The sequence below is a fragment of the Sediminibacterium sp. GW821-FHT12F12 genome (genome assembly GCF_058806635.1).
Map to the genome: position 1 here is coordinate 32,418 of NZ_JBXAPW010000014.1, position 17,290 is coordinate 49,707.

The window sequence follows — 17,290 nt, forward strand, 5'->3', positions numbered from 1 at the left end:
GTATATTTTTAACCCATGAGATATTGGATCATTGCCTGTTTTTCAGGACTGCTGCTCTGCTCCCGGGCCGGTTTGTCACAAACACACCAGTTAACCCAACTATGGGAAACAGATACCCTGTTGCGTACCCCCGAATCGGTTTTGTATGATGCCAAAGCCCGGCTATTGTATGTTTCTAATATTGATGGTGTTCCGAACGAAAAAGACGGCAAGGGATCGATTGCCAAAGTAGGATTGGATGGCAAGATCATCAACGCACAGTGGGTTACCGGACTGAATGCGCCCAAGGGCATGGGTATTTACAAGAATAAATTATACGTAGCTGATCTGACAGAAGTAGTGGTGATTGATATGGATAAAGCCACCATCATTGAACGCATACCGGTAGAAGGTTCCGTTTTCCTGAACGATATTACCATCGATAAAACCGGGGCCGTTTACGTAAGTGATACCCGCGTTTATAAAGTGTATCGCATCGACAAAGGTTTTGTGGTTACACTCTTTCAGAACCTGCAGGGACCCAACGGGCTACTGGCATTGGGAGATGAATTACTCCTACTCGACAAAGGCAGTTTGGTAAAACAGCTCGCCAGTGGCACCCTTGCCAATATCACAGAAGGTATGGACCCCACTACCGATGGCATTGAACAGGTGCAAAAAAATGAGTACCTCGTCAGTTGCTGGAACGGGGTTATCTATTATATCTATGCCGACGGCAACAAACAGATCCTGCTCGACACCCGCCCGCAAAAAAGCAATACCGCCGATATCGGCTACGATCCCAAAAACAGGATTGTGTATGTTCCTACGTTTTATGGAAACAAAGTAGTAGCCTATCAACTGAAGTAATTTCGGGGTGAGACGTGAATCGTGAGTCGTGAGTCGTCAGTTGTGAGTAGTGAGTACGGGGAAAATATATTAACTATTGACAATTCACTGTTGTCCGGCGAAAACAGATAGCGTTCTCTATGTAACTCCAAATCTCTGGGGCCTCTGTGTTGAAGAACACTACGCTATCCCAATTACCCAATGGTATCTATCTTAGTTTTTAACACGGAGATCTCAGAGCAATAGAGGCACACAGAGATATTCAGCCTTTTGAACTGCCAAGCCCCTTCACAATGGGTGAGCCGTAAATTCAAGCCTGGAAAGAATTTCAACTAAAACAGATAGGTTTTACCGGACAACAATGATTGACAATTGCCCATTGACAATTCACAACTGACGATTCACGTCTCACGTCTGACGATTCCTCACCACCCTTCCCATCTGCAATACCACCGACAAAGCAATCAACCCTACTCCGGGATAAAAATAAATAGACAGATGTTCATTCTCCTTGAATAAAAAGAAAGCCATCGCTATGCCGTACACCGGTTCCAGGTTCAGGCTGAGGTTTTGGGTAAAGGCGGATACTTTTTTCAGGGATTGCAGCATCAGGTTCATGGCCAGAACGGTGCAGAGCCAGCTCAGTATCAGGAGCCAGATCCAGTCTTTGGCGGTAGGAATAATATAAGTGGTGGGAAAAAAGTAGAGATACAATGGCATGCCCAGCGTGAGCAGTAACAGGCCACCGCTCAATTCATACAACATCATGGTTTTTGAATCGGTAACCGCTACATATTTTTTGTTGAGCACCGAGAAAAAAGCTGCCAGTACAGAACAGGCAAGTCCGGCAAGGATGCCATTGCGGTAACGGGTATCAAAATGAAATATGAGCAAGATCCCCAATAAACTAATCAGTCCCAATCCTGTTTCGGACCAGCTGAATTTTTTGGGTGTGAACAAAGGTTCCAGTATAGCTGTGAACAACCCTACCGAAGCAAAACAGATCAATCCAATAGATACATTGGCCATTTTGATACTGGCATAAAATAAAACCCAGTGTAAGGCAATCAGTGTACCAATACCCAATAAGCGCCATACCGTAACTGCTGCCACAAAACCGAGTTGTTTTTTCCAGGAAAGCCAGGCATACAGGGTAACCACGGTAATAGCGATCCGGTACCAGGTCAGTAACCCCTCGTTTAAACCGATCAGTTTACCAAGTATCCCGGTAAAACCAGCGAGGAAAACAGCGATATGTAATTTGATCAAAGCCTGTTTCATGACTTCAAAGAACGCAAATATTCATCGGATCCGTACCTGTGTAAAGGAGGAAGGAAAAATATAATCAATCAGGAACAGATAAAAGACAACTGGTGGAAACCGTTTTGGGGGATTAACTATTTTTCACTTTTCGGCGGTAATTCTGGAAAAGGCTTTTCCATTGGATCTGCAGTACACCCAATACACCTTCCTTGATAATGCCTTTGCTCATTTTGCTAACGCCTATCTTGCGATCGATAAAAGTGATGGGCACTTCCTTGATTTTGAAACCCAGTTTCCAGGCGGCAAACTTCATTTCTATCTGGAAAGCATATCCAACAAACTGGATCATATCAAAATTAATCGCTTCGAGTACTTTTCTCGAGTAACAGAGAAAACCGGCTGTAGGATCGTTCACCGGCATCCAGGTAAGTATTTTGGTGTACAAAGCCCCACCGCGTGAATACAGTTGCCTGTCCCAGGGCCAGTTCTCCGTTTTACCTCCCGGCACATAACGGCTGCCCACGGCCACATCGGCCCCTTCTTCTTTACAGGCATGATAAAGTCTTTCGAGATCGGCCGGGTTATGAGAGAAATCAGCATCCATCTCAAAAATGTATTGATAGCCTTTGGCCAGACTCCATTTGAACCCATGGATATAGGCAGTGCCCAATCCTAATTTACCTTTTCTTTCTTCAAGAAATAATTGATCGGGATAAACAGTCATCATGCTGCGTACAATAGCAGCAGTTCCGTCAGGCGAGCCATCATCAATCACCAGCACATGATAACCTTTCCCCAGCGCAAACACTGCGGTAATGATAGAAGAAATATTCTCCTTCTCATTATACGTAGGTATGATGACAATTTTTTCCAGAGGAATGGGGGTATGAATTGAAGGCCTAAGTTACGATTTTACCGATTGTCGGATATTAATTTTTATTATAGGAAAAATTCCATGTCATCAGGGTTTCTTCACAAGGGTCCGGTTCAGTATTTCAGTGAGTTTCTGTTTGGTATTCATGGCAAAATCTCCCTTCATCATCCAGTCGTAATATTGCGGCTCTTCTTTCAGCACCTGCACAACGGGTTTACCCTTGTGTTTGCCGAAGTTGAATATTTCGATGCCTTTGTCTTTGATAAAACGACGGGCAAAATCAACAATATCATCTTCGCCTGTAAACTTCACAATACTTTCTACTGTATTTCCGATCTGGGGATACCGTTCTACCTGTGCTTCCAATACTTCCCATGTGGCAGTAGCATCCACTTCGGCGCTATGGGCACCATCCAGCGATTTCTGACAATAAAATTTATAGGCGGCACTCAGGGTTCGCTGTTCCATCATGTGAAACACTTTCTGCACATCTACCAGTTTGCGGCCATCAATATTAAACTCCATACCAATGCGGAGAAACTCTTCGATCAGCATGGGTATATCAAAACGGTTGCTGTTATACCCTCCCAGGTCGCAGTTTTCCATGAATTGTTTCAATTCATTGGCGGCCTGTTTAAACGTAGGGGCATCTTTTACCATTTCATCGGTGATACCATGTATATCACTGGATGCCTGCGGAATGGGCATTTCCGGGTTGATCAGTTTTCGCTTCACCTGTTGTGTACCATCAGGCAGTATTTTCACGATCGCGATCTCTACAATACGGTCGGCACTGATGTTGATTCCGGTTGTTTCCAGATCAACAAAAGCGATCGGGCGGGTTAATTGCAATTTCATTAGCTGGGTACAGTCATTTTCTTATTGAGTAATCTGCTGGGCAAAAGTAAGCATATCTATGCCATCATAATTGCCACTGCTCATTAAAACCAGGTTACTGTTTTCAAATGACTGGTTCTGCAACCAATGGGTTAACTGTTCCTTGTCATTCATCACCAGTAATCCTTCTTTGCCAAAACCGGCCATCACTTTCTCCGCAGGCAGGTCGGGCATCCGCTTCAGTTCCAATGCATGTTTGGAGTAAAACACCACGGCTACATCCGCTTGGTCCATAGCCCCCTTATACTCTGCCATAAATGCTTCGTTCAGGCTGCTGAAAGTGTGTAATTCGAGAATACCTACCAGCTTCCTGTTGGGGTATTGTTGTTTTACCGCTTCAATGGTGGCTTTTACTTTACTGGGGGCATGTGCAAAATCGCGGTACACATGGGTAGTGGGGCCGGCAGCCAGCAATTCCAGTCTTTTAGCCGCACCGGTAAAACCGGCGATGGCCGTTATAAAATTGGCTGCCGTAACACCAAGTTCCTTACAGGCATAATAAGCTGCATACAGGTTCATCAGGTTGTGATTACCAAATACTTTCAGTGTGCCGGTAACGCCTTCAATAGTAACCGTCGTTTTCCCTTCCCTGATCTGGTGTTCGGGTACGGCATAGGGTTGGTAACGGATATCTGTACGCAGGTTCTCTTCTACCAGTTTTTTCAGCACCGGGTCCGATTCGTTGTAGATCAGCAACCCATCTTTTTCAATCTTATTAATAAAAATCACAAACTGCTCCAGGTAAAAAGGGAAAGTCGGAAATACATTGATATGATCCCAGGCGATCCCGGTCAAAATAGCCACATGCGGAAACAGGAAATGAAACTTGGGCTTTTTTTCCAGGGTACTGGCCGGATATTCATCGCCTTCACAAATGATGACCGGGGCGTTGGTAATATTCACCGACTGGTCAAATCCCTCCAGCCGGGCACCCACCAGGTAGTCAAAATCCTGGTGTAACTGTCTGAGTACGTGCATGATCATACTGGTGGTAGTGGTTTTGCCATGACTTCCCCCCACCACTACCCGCTTTTTTTGCCGGCTTTCATGGTAAATATATTCCGGGAAAGAATAGATTTTGAGTCCCAGTTCCTGCGCCCGGGCCAGTTCTGGGTTATCGGCTTTGGCATGCATGCCGAGGATAATAGCGTCTATATCATTGGTTATCAATGCCGGTTGCCAACCGATCTGGGCTGGAAGCAATCCTTCTGCCGCCAGATTGGTGCGGGCAGGTTCAAAAATCTCATCGTCTGTACCGCTTACCTGGTACCCTTTCCGGTGTAAAGCAATGGCTAATTGGTGCATCACACTGCCCCCGATTGAAATAAAATGGACTCGCATACGTTATTATTTGGTTCCGGTCGGATAAATTAACAAAAACTGTATCCCTAAGAGGCAACGTTTACAGCTGAAACTATATCTTTGACCTGTTGCAAAATACAGCCTAAACTCTTATTTAAACACGAAGCATGAAAAAGATTGCACTTGTATGTATCACCTTTTTAGTGGCTGCGGTCATTTTTAGCTCCTGTGCACCCAGCCGTAAAGGTTGCCCAACAACCAATCCCAAGTATTTCAGACAGTGGTAAACTGAACCCTTTGCCTGCTGTTTTGTTATTTCTGAAAGCCCTATCATGAACTGGATCCCCCTTACTACAGAAGATCAACTTATTTTGATCAAAGAAAAATCATTCAGCATCCCGCAGGTTATTTTCAAACACAGCACCCGTTGCAGTACGAGCAGTATGGTGTTAAACCGTTTGGAAAGAGCAGCAGCACCTGCCACCATCGATTTTTATTATCTCGACCTGCTGGCCCATCGCAATATCTCCAATAAAATTGCCGAAGATTTTCAGGTGTACCATGAATCACCGCAGGTATTACTGATCCGAAATGGCGAATGTGTGTATGATGAAAGTCATATGGCCATTACCATGGATGAACTGGTATCTCTCAGCGTCGCATAAGAAACAAGGAATAATTTTTACGGCTTCCGCCCTTACTCGTTGAATATTCAGCATCTTTGCTTTCTAACAACAAGTACATGGAAATTGCAGGCTACCTGGCTGCTTTACTGATAGGCGTATCTCTGGGACTGATCGGCGGTGGCGGTTCCATTCTCACGATTCCTGTACTCGTGTATCTCTTTGGCATCCCTCCTACTACAGCTACCGGTTATTCTCTTTTTATTGTGGGATGCAGCAGTCTGGCCGGTGCCTACAAAAATTACCGTCGGGGTAATATCAATGGCAGGGCTGCACTGTATTTTGGGTTTACTTCCATCATTACTGTTTTACTGATCCGCAAACTCCTGTTACCGGTAATACCGGATGAACTGGCCGTAGTAGCCGGTTTCACGATTACCAAATCGCTGGTAACGATGCTTGTTTTTGCGGTGATCATGATCATTGCCGCCAAAAGTATGATACAGAAACAACCCCTGGTGGATGAGTCCCTGCAAAACCAGCCCATTCATCTTCCCAAAGCCCTCATCAGGGGTGTATTGGTCGGGATCTTAACCGGTTTCCTCGGTGCAGGTGGTGGTTTTATCATTATCCCCGTTCTTATCTTCTCTTTTCATCTCTCCATGAAAGGTGCCATCGGTACTTCGTTGCTCATCATTGCCATGAACTCATTGTTCGGTTTCGCGGGAGATCTGCTGCATACCCGGTTCGACTGGTGGTTACTGGTTCCTATTACCGCCATTGCAGTTACCGGCACCTTTATCGGCCGCAGACTGGGACAGGATCTGCCGGGAGAAAAATTAAAGAAATGGTTTGGCTGGTTCATCCTGCTGATGGGGATCTATATTATCATCCATGAACTCTTCCTGAATTAAGTAAATAGTGTTTTTGTGGCAACTTTTTTAAACACAGAGAAACAGAGGGACAGAGATACACAGAGTTTTTATAATTTACAGTCTCACGGAATTATTTCGTTGATCAAATTCACAAACTATGTTGGAATGGATACAACAACCCTGGCCCTGGTATGTGGCAGGGCCACTGATCGGACTGCTGGTGCCGGTATTATTACTGATCGGCAATAAAAGTCTGGGTATTTCTTCATCGCTGCGGCATATCTGTGCGGCTTGTTTACCCGCGGGCATCCCCTTTTTCAAATACAACTGGAAAAAAGAAGCCTGGAACCTTTTTTTTGTGGCAGGTGTCGTGGGTGGTGGTTACCTGGCGGCTACCTTTCTTTCGCATTCCGATCCGGTGGTCGTAAATGAAAAACTATTGCAGGAATTACAGGGCTATGGCATCACCAACCATGATAGCCTGATACCCTCCGACCTCTTTAACTGGCCCGCATTACTTACTTTGAAAGGATTGATATTAATGGTCGCCGGTGGATTTCTCGTAGGTTTTGGTACCCGTTATGCGGGAGGTTGTACTTCGGGACATTCGATCATGGGCTTGAGTAACCTGCAGCTCTCTTCGCTGATAGCGACTATCTGTTTTATGGCTGGTGGATTTATCATGGCCAATCTTATTTTACCTCTTATCCTGCAATTATGAACCCGTCCATCAAAGAAACCAATACTGATTTTGAAACCCGTTCACTGGATGCGGTTTGCGTAAACAGCAGTGACCTTTCGCATCCCTGGTGGTTCAACCTGAAATATCTCGCAGCGGGTCTTATCTTCGGAATCATCTTAACCAAAGCGGAAGTGATCTCCTGGTTCCGTATACAGGAAATGTTCCGGCTGCAGCGTTTTCACATGTTTGGTGTGATCGGTTCTGCCGTAGCAGTAGGCGCCCTCTCTGTTTTTCTGATCAAGAAATTCCATATCAAAACCATTTATGGCGAAGAAGTGGATCTGCCTGAACGACCCTTTAACAAAGGACAGATCATTGGTGGCCTGCTCTTTGGTTTTGGATGGGCCATGACGGGTGCCTGTCCCGGCCCTCTCTTTGCACAGATCGGCACGGGCGCCACCGTTGTGATTGTTACCTTAGTCAGCGCCATTGCCGGCACCTGGGTATACGGATTGTTGAGAGATAAACTGCCCCACTAATCATGTTGCGAAAATATATCCTTCCCCTGTTTCTCACTCTGCTTATTACAGCGTTGCTGTTGTTTTGGATAGGAGGTGATAAAAAAGAAACGATTGTTACAGAAAACAAAACCGTTACTGAAGGAGATTGCTGGACGGGTGCCGGCATCTACCAGGTACCCGTTGATGGCGATGGTGCTGAGATCCGTTACGGGAGAGAACTGATTGTGAATACGGCCCTTTATCTCGGTCCGAAAGGAACCGTTGCACAGATTACCAATGGCATGAATTGCCAGAACTGCCACCTTGAAGCGGGCACCAAACCCTGGGGCAATAATTATGGAGCCGTAGCTGCGAACTATCCCAAATACCGCGACAGATCCGGCAGCCTCGAAAACATTGAAAAAAGGGTGAATGACTGTATGGAAAGAAGCCTGAACGGACAAGCAATCGATAGCAGCAGCAGGGAAATGCGCGCCATTGTAGCGTATCTCCAATGGTTGGGGAAAGAAGTACCCAAAGGCACACGTCCCAAAGGCACAGGTATCAAAGATCTTCCCTTTATGACAAGGGCCGCCGACCCGGCAAAGGGTGCCCTGGTGTATACCAATACCTGTCAGAAATGTCATGGCGCCAATGGCGAAGGTCAGTTAAGAAAAGATGACAAAAGGTATGAATATCCGCCGCTATGGGGGCCGCATAGTTATAATACGGGAGCCGGTTTGTACCGGTTATCGCGGTTTGCGGGTTTTGTCAAAAACAATATGCCTAATCCGGCCAATTATCATACGCCGGTTCTCTCGGATGAAGAAGCCTGGGATGTAGCGGCATTTGTAAATGCACAACCGAGGCCGGTGAAAGATCTCCGCAACGATTGGCCCAATATCCGCACCAAACCTTTTGATCATCCTTTTGGTCCGTATGCAGACAGTCTCAGCGAACAGCAGCATAAGTTTGGGCCCTGGCAGAAAACAAAGTAGTTAAACGCGGGTAAGATTTTTTTTCATCAGCCAATCCAGTTGCAGATCGTTTCCTAGGAGAAAATGGTGTTCGGAAAATTTTTCATAACCGAAAGCAGTATAGAAATCTATAGCGGTCTGGTTATGTTCCCAAACGCCCAGCCAGATCCATTCTTTCTGCTGTTGCTCCGCAAATGCAATGGCTTTCTGCATCAATAATTTACCGACCCCCTTCCCTATAAATGACTGGCGAACATATAAACGGGATATCTCTATGGCAGCTTCTGATCCCAGCGATTGATGCGATTTGTTTTTGAGAAAGATATACCCCGCCGGAAGCTCATCTACCCATGCCAGAAAAAAACTATGTCCTGCCTGGGAAAATTCTTCCACCAGTTGTGCTGTACTGAACTGTTCGGCCATGAACTTATCCATATCGGCCATCGTATTGTGCACGGCAAACGTATCATAAAAAGTTTCGCGACTGATCTCCGCAACCAGTTCCGCTTCTCCCGCTTCCGCCAATCTTATCTGTACCATACAAAAAAAATCACTGCAGGTCAAGGCACCTCAATGAAACATCCTGCAACCCGCAGTAACACAATTTTTAATTTTTAATTATTTCTACCACCATCGCACTCGCACCACCTCCCCCATTACAAATGCCAGCTGCTCCGATCTTACCGCCATTCTGTTTCAGTACATTGATGAGGGTAACCATGATCCTTGCCCCGCTGCAACCCAATGGGTGGCCCATCGATACGGCACCGCCGTTCACATTTACTTTGGCTGGATCGAGTTTCATTTTCTGTGTATTCACAATGCCTACTACAGAGAATGCTTCGTTGAGTTCCACAAAATCAATATCGCTCATCTGCAAACCAGCTTTGGCAACGGCTTTGGGTACGGCCAATGAAGGTGTAGTGGTAAACCATTCAGGTGCCTGTTCTGCATCCGCATAACTTCTGATAATGGCGAGGGGTTTGATACCCATGGCATCGGCTTTTGCTTTGCTCATCAGTACCAATGCTGCTGCTCCATCATTCATGGTAGAGGCATTGGCAGCGGTTACAGTTCCCTCTTTGGCAAAAGCAGGTTTCAGTTCAGGGATCTTATCAAATTTAACATTGAAGGCTTCTTCATCTTTAGCAAAGAGAATCGGATCTCCTTTGCGTTGCGGAATGGGTACCGGAACGATCTCTGCCTCAAATGCCCCATTGGCCCAGGCAGCCTGGCTACGCTGATAACTCTGCACCGCAAAAGCATCCTGCTCTTCTCTGGAAATATTACATTCTCTTGCACACAAATCTGCCGCATTACCCATGGCATAATTGTGGTACACATCTGTCAGACCATCTTTGGCCAGGCCATCGATCATACTCACATTGCCATATTTGTTACCCCAACGCATATTCGGACTGTAAAAAGGTACATTACTCATGCTTTCCATACCTCCTGCTACTACAATATCTGCATCGCCCAGTAAAATGCTCTGGGCCGCCTGTGCTATGGCTTTCATGCCACTCGCGCAAACTTTGTTAACGGTGGTGCAGATAACCTGATCGGGCAAACCGGCAAACTTAGCTGCCTGACGCGCAGGTGCCTGACCGGTATTGGCCTGGATCACACATCCCATCAATACTTCCTGCACATCGGCCGGCTGAATGCCAGCTCTTTCTACTGCCGCTTTAATGGCAATAGCACCTAACTGAGGCGCAGTAAAATCTTTCAAACTACCACCAAAACTACCGATGGGGGTACGAACGGCTGAAACGATATAAACCATTGTAATCTGTTTAAGTTTTTGCAAAGTTACAACTTTGAACTAACAATTGTTAGCCTTTTGCCGATAAGATATCTCTCCTGAATAATCCCATGCCTTAGCTGGTCTCCCACTAAGGCTTTCGGAACATGATAGATCGCTATTCGGGGGCCAAAGCCCACAGGAAATATTCCTATACTTTCTATCCACGCGTTGAAGAGTGTGGCAAATTGTCTCTTCTTTTTGCCACGCTCTTCAGCGCGTGGGAGATATCATGTTACAAATCTTTATCCGGGGACTTAAGTCCCGGGTAACGCTCATTGATAAGAGAATACCAGAAAATCTTCCGAACAACTTAGTCGCCGACCAACAATAGCGAAGAACCACCGGCCTCATTTGCTTTTAGCAGCATGGTAGTTTTTCTCCCCTGCCGGAATCGCAAAAGGTAACCGGTTCTGCGGTGGCGGCAACGGACAGGTAGCAAAGGGTGAAAAAGCACAGGGCGGATTATATGCTTTATTGAAATCAAGCACCGTATTACCATCCGCATCCGGTAATGCCGCATACAGAAATCTGCCAGCTGGATAAGTGCCTTTCCCGTTAGTGGCATCAGCAAAAATGATAAAGAGTTGGTCTTCTTCCTGCAAAGCATCCAACCGGTAGGTTTTACTATTGATACTGAATACCAGTTTACCCGGCGTTTGCTGGGCATTGGTCTGCCCCAGCACATTGGTGATAAAAATATTGGCCTGCCTAGGTGCTTCCAGCTTAGCCGTTACACGCCAGGCAATATTAGTAGGATAACGTGCGATACCACGAAAGTTCTGAACAGTTTTGGAGGCAAGATCGCGCAGACGGATCCCCATTTTATCTTCCCGTTTGATCACATTCCAGCGAAGTGTTTGCAAAGCCAGTAAAGGAGCCGGTTTTGCCTCTTCAAAAACGGTGAGGCTGTTTACAACCGAATCCTGCAAAGTAATGGAAACGCCGGGCTGGCTTACCCATTTCACGGCTCCATTCTCCCATTCAAAATAACCGGCCACTGCCGGCATCGAAGGATGTTTGTACACAAGATCATTACTACCGGCACTACCAAAATAATTCCTGCCGGGATGCAGCCAGAACAAACCTTCCAGGTTTAACCAGCCAGCCGGAGAACGAAGAAAATCAATCCGTTGTTGATTCCAGTGCACAATTTCTTCCCGGTATTTGGGAGAGGTTTGTGCTACCGTACTATTTTGTAAGAGCAAACAGCCCACTAAAACCGGTAAAACAGTTTTTGTCAATACTTTCATCAGGTATTTTTAGTGTACAAATATACTCATTTCATTAGTCCACCGATCATATAGACTGCACAAACTGTGTACGAATACACCCCTTGGAAAAGCAGGTGATCCATTGGGAGAATAGCGGTCCTTGCCTACCTGCACTGACTTCTATACTATCTATTTCCTGCAGATAAAGAATTATATTTATCCTTATCCTGCAAACAGGGTGCCCACCCCATGCGTATAGCCATCCTCTCCTGCCTGCTTTTATTTGCTTTCCAGGGATGGACGCAATGCGCCGTACAAACCGGACAGGCACCCGGCAATGACTATTTTAATACCGGCTCTGATGGAAAAGGACGTACCGTTGCCCCCGGTGGTGCAGATCTGCATTGGCAGGTAGCCCGCGACTCCATCAATGGGGTTTACCAGCCTGCGTTAATCATGTCTGCTGTTCCTGCCGTGTATTACCGGAGTCCCTGGTCTGATTGTGCATGGATCTCTTTCAGCGCTACCGGAGAACATACGGCGGACAGATTCTTTTTTTTCAGGATCAGTTTTGAACTTCCCTGTTTTACCCCCTGCGGAAAAAATTTTAATGATGACAATAGTTTTTGTCTGAGCCTGGATATGTTTGCAGACAATTCCATTTATGAAATATATGTGAATGGAGTACCACAAAGCAGCCGGTTACAGCAACAGATCCCGGTACTGCCCAATCCCTATAAAGCAGAAGGCGCAAAAGAAAACGGGAAGTTATTTGCCTCCCTTTGCAGTAATTGGAAAGCAGGAACCAATACACTGATTATACAGGTAGCATCCAGTGCCACTGTGGTGGCACTGCTGGCACAGGCATCGGTAACACCCCTGCCGCCCATTCATACTAAATTAAGTGCCACCATTTGCGAGGGGCAGACCTATACTTATCATTCAAAACAACTTACTAAAACAGGGCTTTATCTCGATACACTCCGTGCCATGTCAGGATGCGACTCTGTTACCGCACTGGATCTGACTGTTACACCCAGTTTACTAACCCGTTTCCCGCAAACCATCTGTGAAGGAAGTTCCTATCTCGGTTATTCCAAAACCGGAACCTATACGGATACATTCCGGTCGGTTACCGGCTGCGATAGTATCCGGGTCATCCAGCTTAGCGTTGTCAGGTTACCCATTCCTGTAATGCCGGCAGAAGCAGTGGTATGCGATGGAGATTCGATCTTGTTATCACCGGGTGTTTTTACCAGTTATCTGTGGCAGGACGGTTCGGTACTGGATCATCTCACGGTAACCCGTCCGGGTATTTACCGTGTAACGGTTACCAATACCTGTGGCATAGGCAAATCAACCATCCATGTTACGGATCAGTATTGCGGTATTTATTTTCCCTCTGCGTTCACGCCTAATAAAGACGGCAAAAATGATCAGTTCAGAATGCTGAGTTCCTATAGTTTCAGTAAATTCTATCTCTGTGTATACAACCGTTGGGGACAGTTGATTTTTGAAAGTACGCTTCCGGACAAAGGTTGGGATGGTACTTATCAGCATCAACTTCAGCAAACGGGCACCTATATCTGGTATTGCAGATACACCCGCAATGGAACCACGAAAGAACAGAAAGGAAATATTGTGTTGCTCAGGTAAATGGGTAATATAACTGACAGCGCTTCAGGAAAGAGATTTAACAAGTTATAAAGAATTAACATATTATCTTCATTACACCATTGCAGGTACTGGCATGGCCCCCCTACTTCAGTCAACTGAATTCTGACTGATCAGTATCCATTTTTACAACCCGTTTCGGATCTATTACGATGAGGGGTTATGGAAAATGAATCACTAAGCATCTGTAGCATTTTAAGGTTCCTCATTACATCACATAATCATCCCTAATGATTCTGTTACCAAAACTATTGAGAAAATTGTATGCCTTAGCGGCATTAACAACACTGTTATCTGCCTCGGCGGCTGCACAAACAGCACCGGTAAAAGGAACCGTTACAGATACCCTGAATAAAACTGCTTTACACAACGCAGTGGTTTATATCAAACAGCCCAAAGATTCTTCGCTGGTAAAATATACCCGGGCCAATACAAAAGGAGGATTTGATCTGGGAGAAGTAGCCAGCGGAAAGTATATTATGGTGGTTACCTATCCCGGATATGCCGACTGGATTGATACGGTACAATCCATCCCCGGTAAACAGATATTCATTCCCATCGCACTCACCACCAAAGCACATTTACTGGAAGAAGTGATCGTACGGCAAACCATTCCGCCCATCCGCATTAAAGGTGATACAACCGAATACCTCGCTGATAGTTTTAAAGTAAAACCAGGTGCCACCGTAGAGGACCTGCTGAAAGTGATGCCGGGCATTTCGGTAAACAGTAAGGGAGAAATCACTACACAGGGACAAAAAGTGCAGAAAGTACTGGTGGATGGGGATGAATTTTTTGGAGATGATCCCACCATGGCTACCCAGAACCTGAATGCAAAAGATATTGCCAAAGTGCAGGTATTTGACAAAAAAAGCGACCAGGCCACGCTAACCGGTATTGATGATGGCACCAAACAAAAAACGGTCAACCTCATCATGAAAGAAGATGCCAAAAAAGGTTATTTCGGCACGGCTACGGCAGGTACTGACTTTAACAAGTATTATCAATCCAAAATTTCGGCCAGCCGTTTTACCAGCTCTTTAAAAGCGGGCGCACTGATCACCGCAGACAGAACAGGCCGTAATGGTATGAGCTGGGAAGAAATGCAGGATTATGGAAGTATCTCAAGTACCGTAGAGAATGGCAATGTGATGTTCAGCTGGGATGGGGATGATGAATTCAGCACCTGGGGACAACAAGGCATACCGGAAAATCTGCAGACCGCTTTTATGGTGAACAAAAAATTCGGCAAGCTGAAAAACAATACTGCCAATAACTTCAGCTATAATCATCTAAACCTGGCGGGCGATGGATATACCACTACCAAATACATCCTGCCCGATACGGTGTATTACAATAACCAGTCAAGATCCAATATCAGCAGTAAATGGAAAAGCAACCTCAGCACCAAAAACGAATTTAATCTTGACTCGCTTACCACCATCAATATCAATGCAAGGATCAGTCAGGGAAAATCGCATAGTTATAGCCAGCAGGATGGCGAATACCTTACCGGTAAACAGGTACCGGTAAATACCAGTAGCCGTACCAATAGTTCCAATGGCGACAATAACAGTACCAAGGCCGATATCTTTTTCCGGAGAAAACTGAACCAGGCCGGTACCCGCTCTTTTACCGTAAGTACCGGATTCAGTAATATGCTTTCTAACAGTGAAGGGTATCTATACAACCGTACAGATTTTTATACCAACGGATTACCCACTTCGCAACAGATCATTGACCAGCGGAAGCTGAACAACAATGAAACAAAAAGCGTACAGGCTTTGGCCAGTTATACGGAACCGCTCAGCAAAAAAATGTCGTTGAATTTCAATTATACCTTCAACACCATCAACACACTGCAGGATACCCGTTCTTATGAAAAAGTAAACGGCAAATACGACTCGCTGAACCTATTATTCAGTAACCAGTATCGTTTCATCAATACGTCTCACAGGGGTGGTTTTGCGTGGAATTATGTTAGCAAAAAGATTACGGCCAAACTGGGGCTGGCATTACAGGGACTTGCTTTACAACAAACCAATATTATAAAAGATTCTTCTTATGCCAGAAATTTCACCAATTATTTTCCAACAGCCAATATCCGGTGGAAATATTCTTCGTCCGGCAGCTTTTACCTGAATTACAGCGGTAGCACACAGCAGCCCTCATTGATGGCGTTACAACCCATACTCAACAATAACGACCCCTTAAACCTGGTACTTGGCAATCCCGATCTGCGCCCGGCATTTGTACATGATATTTATTTTAATCTCTCCGATTTTAAAGTACTCACCAACCGGAACCTCTGGGGGTATGGGGGTGTTACCTTTACGGAAAATGCTTTCAGTAACAAAAGCAGTGTTGACAGCCTGGGCAGACGTGTAACACAAACGGTGAATGTAAAGGGCAATTATAATTACCGCACAGGTTTCAGTATCAGCCGCCAGATCAAATTCATGAAACTGGAACTCTCTTTTGATCCCAGGATCAGCGGCGGCAGGAATGTCAGTTTTGTAAACGGGAGGGAGAATATTACCCAAAGCATCCGTCCTTCGGCCGGCATCGGGGTACGCAGGTGGATAGAGAAAAAAATGTCACTGTATCTTGAGTATGGCGCCGGTTTTAATCATTCCACTTCTTCCATCAACCCACAGGCCATTACGGAATACTGGACGCAGAATGTTGACATTTATTTCGATTACAAATTCAAACATGGCTGGAGCCTGAACACCAATTACAGTTATAATTACCGGCAAAAATTATCTCCCACAGACAGGAACAATAACGCCATGATCTGGAACGCGTCTATCGAAAAGAAACTCTTTAAAAAGACGGATATTACTGCCATTCTCAGTATGAATGATATCCTGAACCAGCGAATCGGATTTAACAGGGATATCAGCAGCAACTATGTTTCAGAAAACACGTACAGCATTATTCAACGCTATACGCTTCTATCACTCAGGTGGAAATTCAATAAAAACAGAAAAACTTCAGAATATGACGATTAAACAACTATTCACAGGCTTGTTACGATCCACTATCTGTATGCTGTTACTGCTGATTGCTGTGGCAGCCCGGTCGCAGGCGCAGTTTATTACGGCAGGTAAGATCGAGTTTGAGAAAAAAATAAATATCCATAAAGAAATCGAAGATGATCATTGGCTGGATAATGTAAAAGACAAAATACCCAAATTCAGAACCTCTTTGCACAATCTTTATTTCAAAGATGGCAAAACACTGTTCGAAAAAGGTACCGATGTATATGAGAAAATCCCGTTCATGAGTGATGACCGGAGTGTGGATGATATCATATATTCAGACCTTACACAAGGTATCTTCTCTAAAAAACAAAGTGTATTTGATGAAACCTTCCTGATCAATGATTCCATCAGACAGGTGAAATGGCAAATGACCAACGACCTGCGGGATATTGCGGGCTTCGAATGTCATAAAGCCGTGGGAAAGATTCTGGATTCGGTGTATATCATCGCATTTTATACAGACCAGATTCCTGTATCCGGCGGACCACTTTCTTATACAAACCTCCCTGGAATGATATTGGGGCTCGCTATCCCAAGAAATAACCTCACCATTTTTGCTACCAAAGTAGAACTGACGGAACCTAAACCCGAAAAATTAGTTCCTCCTACCGGGAAGATGAAAAAGACGGACTACAAAGGATTGGTCATTACCTTGCAAAAAGCACTCAGCGATTGGGGAGGTTATGGGCGTAAATATATTCTCAGCTCCTTATTGTAAAAGTTCCTTCCT

The 17,290-nt window shown here is 45.2% G+C and carries 16 protein-coding genes; 9 read left to right on the top strand and 7 right to left on the bottom strand.

Features of this window, described 5'->3' with window-relative positions; translation table 11 throughout:
- Positions 1-15 precede the first annotated feature (15 nt).
- Complete coding sequence (locus tag AC1RNB_RS16180; protein WP_493084508.1) at positions 16-849, top strand: SMP-30/gluconolactonase/LRE family protein; 834 nt, start codon at positions 16-18, stop codon at positions 847-849.
- Positions 850-1,236: 387 nt separating this feature from the next.
- Here AC1RNB_RS16180 and AC1RNB_RS16185 read toward each other — a convergent pair whose 3' ends face one another.
- The 4 genes from AC1RNB_RS16185 to AC1RNB_RS16200 form a co-directional block, all read right to left on the bottom strand.
- A complete protein-coding gene (locus AC1RNB_RS16185) occupies positions 1,237-2,109 on the bottom strand; it encodes a DMT family transporter (RefSeq protein ID WP_493084510.1) in 873 nt (290 codons plus the stop codon).
- A 112-nt stretch (positions 2,110-2,221) separates the two neighbouring features.
- Complete coding sequence (locus tag AC1RNB_RS16190) at positions 2,222-2,983, bottom strand: polyprenol monophosphomannose synthase (RefSeq protein WP_493084629.1); 762 nt, start codon at positions 2,981-2,983, stop codon at positions 2,222-2,224.
- 69 nt (positions 2,984-3,052) lie between these two features.
- Positions 3,053-3,823, bottom strand: a complete 771-nt coding sequence (locus AC1RNB_RS16195; protein ID WP_493084511.1) for an exonuclease domain-containing protein — start codon at positions 3,821-3,823, stop codon at positions 3,053-3,055.
- Between the two features lie 21 nt (positions 3,824-3,844).
- Positions 3,845-5,203 carry a UDP-N-acetylmuramate--L-alanine ligase gene (locus tag AC1RNB_RS16200; protein WP_493084513.1) on the bottom strand — a complete coding sequence of 453 codons (1,359 nt, stop codon included), beginning with the start codon at positions 5,201-5,203 and terminating at the stop codon, positions 3,845-3,847.
- Between the two features lie 293 nt (positions 5,204-5,496).
- On the opposite strand from AC1RNB_RS16200, the gene ytxJ reads away from it, so the two are divergent.
- The 5 genes from ytxJ (at position 5,497) to AC1RNB_RS16225 (ending at position 8,842) form a co-directional block, all read left to right on the top strand.
- On the top strand, positions 5,497-5,829 hold the full coding sequence (gene ytxJ / locus AC1RNB_RS16205; RefSeq protein WP_493084515.1) for a bacillithiol system redox-active protein YtxJ: 333 nt from the start codon (positions 5,497-5,499) through the stop codon (positions 5,827-5,829).
- Positions 5,830-5,906: 77 nt separating this feature from the next.
- Positions 5,907-6,701 carry a sulfite exporter TauE/SafE family protein gene (locus AC1RNB_RS16210; protein ID WP_493084517.1) on the top strand — a complete coding sequence of 265 codons (795 nt, stop codon included), beginning with the start codon at positions 5,907-5,909 and terminating at the stop codon, positions 6,699-6,701.
- A 118-nt stretch (positions 6,702-6,819) separates the two neighbouring features.
- Positions 6,820-7,383, top strand: a complete 564-nt coding sequence (locus tag AC1RNB_RS16215; RefSeq protein ID WP_493084519.1) for a YeeE/YedE family protein — start codon at positions 6,820-6,822, stop codon at positions 7,381-7,383.
- A complete protein-coding gene (locus AC1RNB_RS16220) occupies positions 7,380-7,883 on the top strand; it encodes a DUF6691 family protein (RefSeq protein WP_493084521.1) in 504 nt (167 codons plus the stop codon). Before AC1RNB_RS16215 ends, AC1RNB_RS16220 begins: the two co-directional genes overlap by 4 nt.
- Positions 7,884-7,885: 2 nt before the next feature.
- A complete protein-coding gene (locus tag AC1RNB_RS16225) occupies positions 7,886-8,842 on the top strand; it encodes a c-type cytochrome (RefSeq protein WP_493084523.1) in 957 nt (318 codons plus the stop codon).
- Here the strand turns inward: AC1RNB_RS16225 and AC1RNB_RS16230 are convergent, their stop codons facing one another.
- The 3 genes from AC1RNB_RS16230 to AC1RNB_RS16240 form a co-directional block, all read right to left on the bottom strand.
- On the bottom strand, positions 8,843-9,361 hold the full coding sequence (locus AC1RNB_RS16230; RefSeq protein ID WP_493084525.1) for a GNAT family N-acetyltransferase: 519 nt from the start codon (positions 9,359-9,361) through the stop codon (positions 8,843-8,845).
- A 67-nt stretch (positions 9,362-9,428) separates the two neighbouring features.
- Entirely contained in the window at positions 9,429-10,607 is a 1,179-nt protein-coding gene (locus AC1RNB_RS16235) for an acetyl-CoA C-acyltransferase (RefSeq protein ID WP_493084527.1), read from the bottom strand.
- A gap of 368 nt (positions 10,608-10,975) precedes the next feature.
- Complete coding sequence (locus tag AC1RNB_RS16240; RefSeq protein ID WP_493084528.1) at positions 10,976-11,878, bottom strand: DUF1684 domain-containing protein; 903 nt, start codon at positions 11,876-11,878, stop codon at positions 10,976-10,978.
- Between the two features lie 210 nt (positions 11,879-12,088).
- Between AC1RNB_RS16240 and AC1RNB_RS16245 the strand changes: the two genes are divergently transcribed.
- From AC1RNB_RS16245 to AC1RNB_RS16255, 3 genes are all read left to right on the top strand, one after another.
- Positions 12,089-13,495: a T9SS type B sorting domain-containing protein gene (locus AC1RNB_RS16245; protein WP_493084529.1), complete on the top strand. Its 1,407-nt coding sequence runs from the start codon at positions 12,089-12,091 to the stop codon at positions 13,493-13,495.
- Positions 13,496-13,743: 248 nt separating this feature from the next.
- Complete coding sequence (locus AC1RNB_RS16250; protein WP_493084530.1) at positions 13,744-16,527, top strand: outer membrane beta-barrel protein; 2,784 nt, start codon at positions 13,744-13,746, stop codon at positions 16,525-16,527.
- Complete coding sequence (locus AC1RNB_RS16255; protein WP_493084531.1) at positions 16,517-17,278, top strand: GLPGLI family protein; 762 nt, start codon at positions 16,517-16,519, stop codon at positions 17,276-17,278. The genes AC1RNB_RS16250 and AC1RNB_RS16255 overlap by 11 nt, the downstream gene beginning before the upstream one ends.
- The last annotated feature ends 12 nt before the right edge of the window (positions 17,279-17,290 follow it).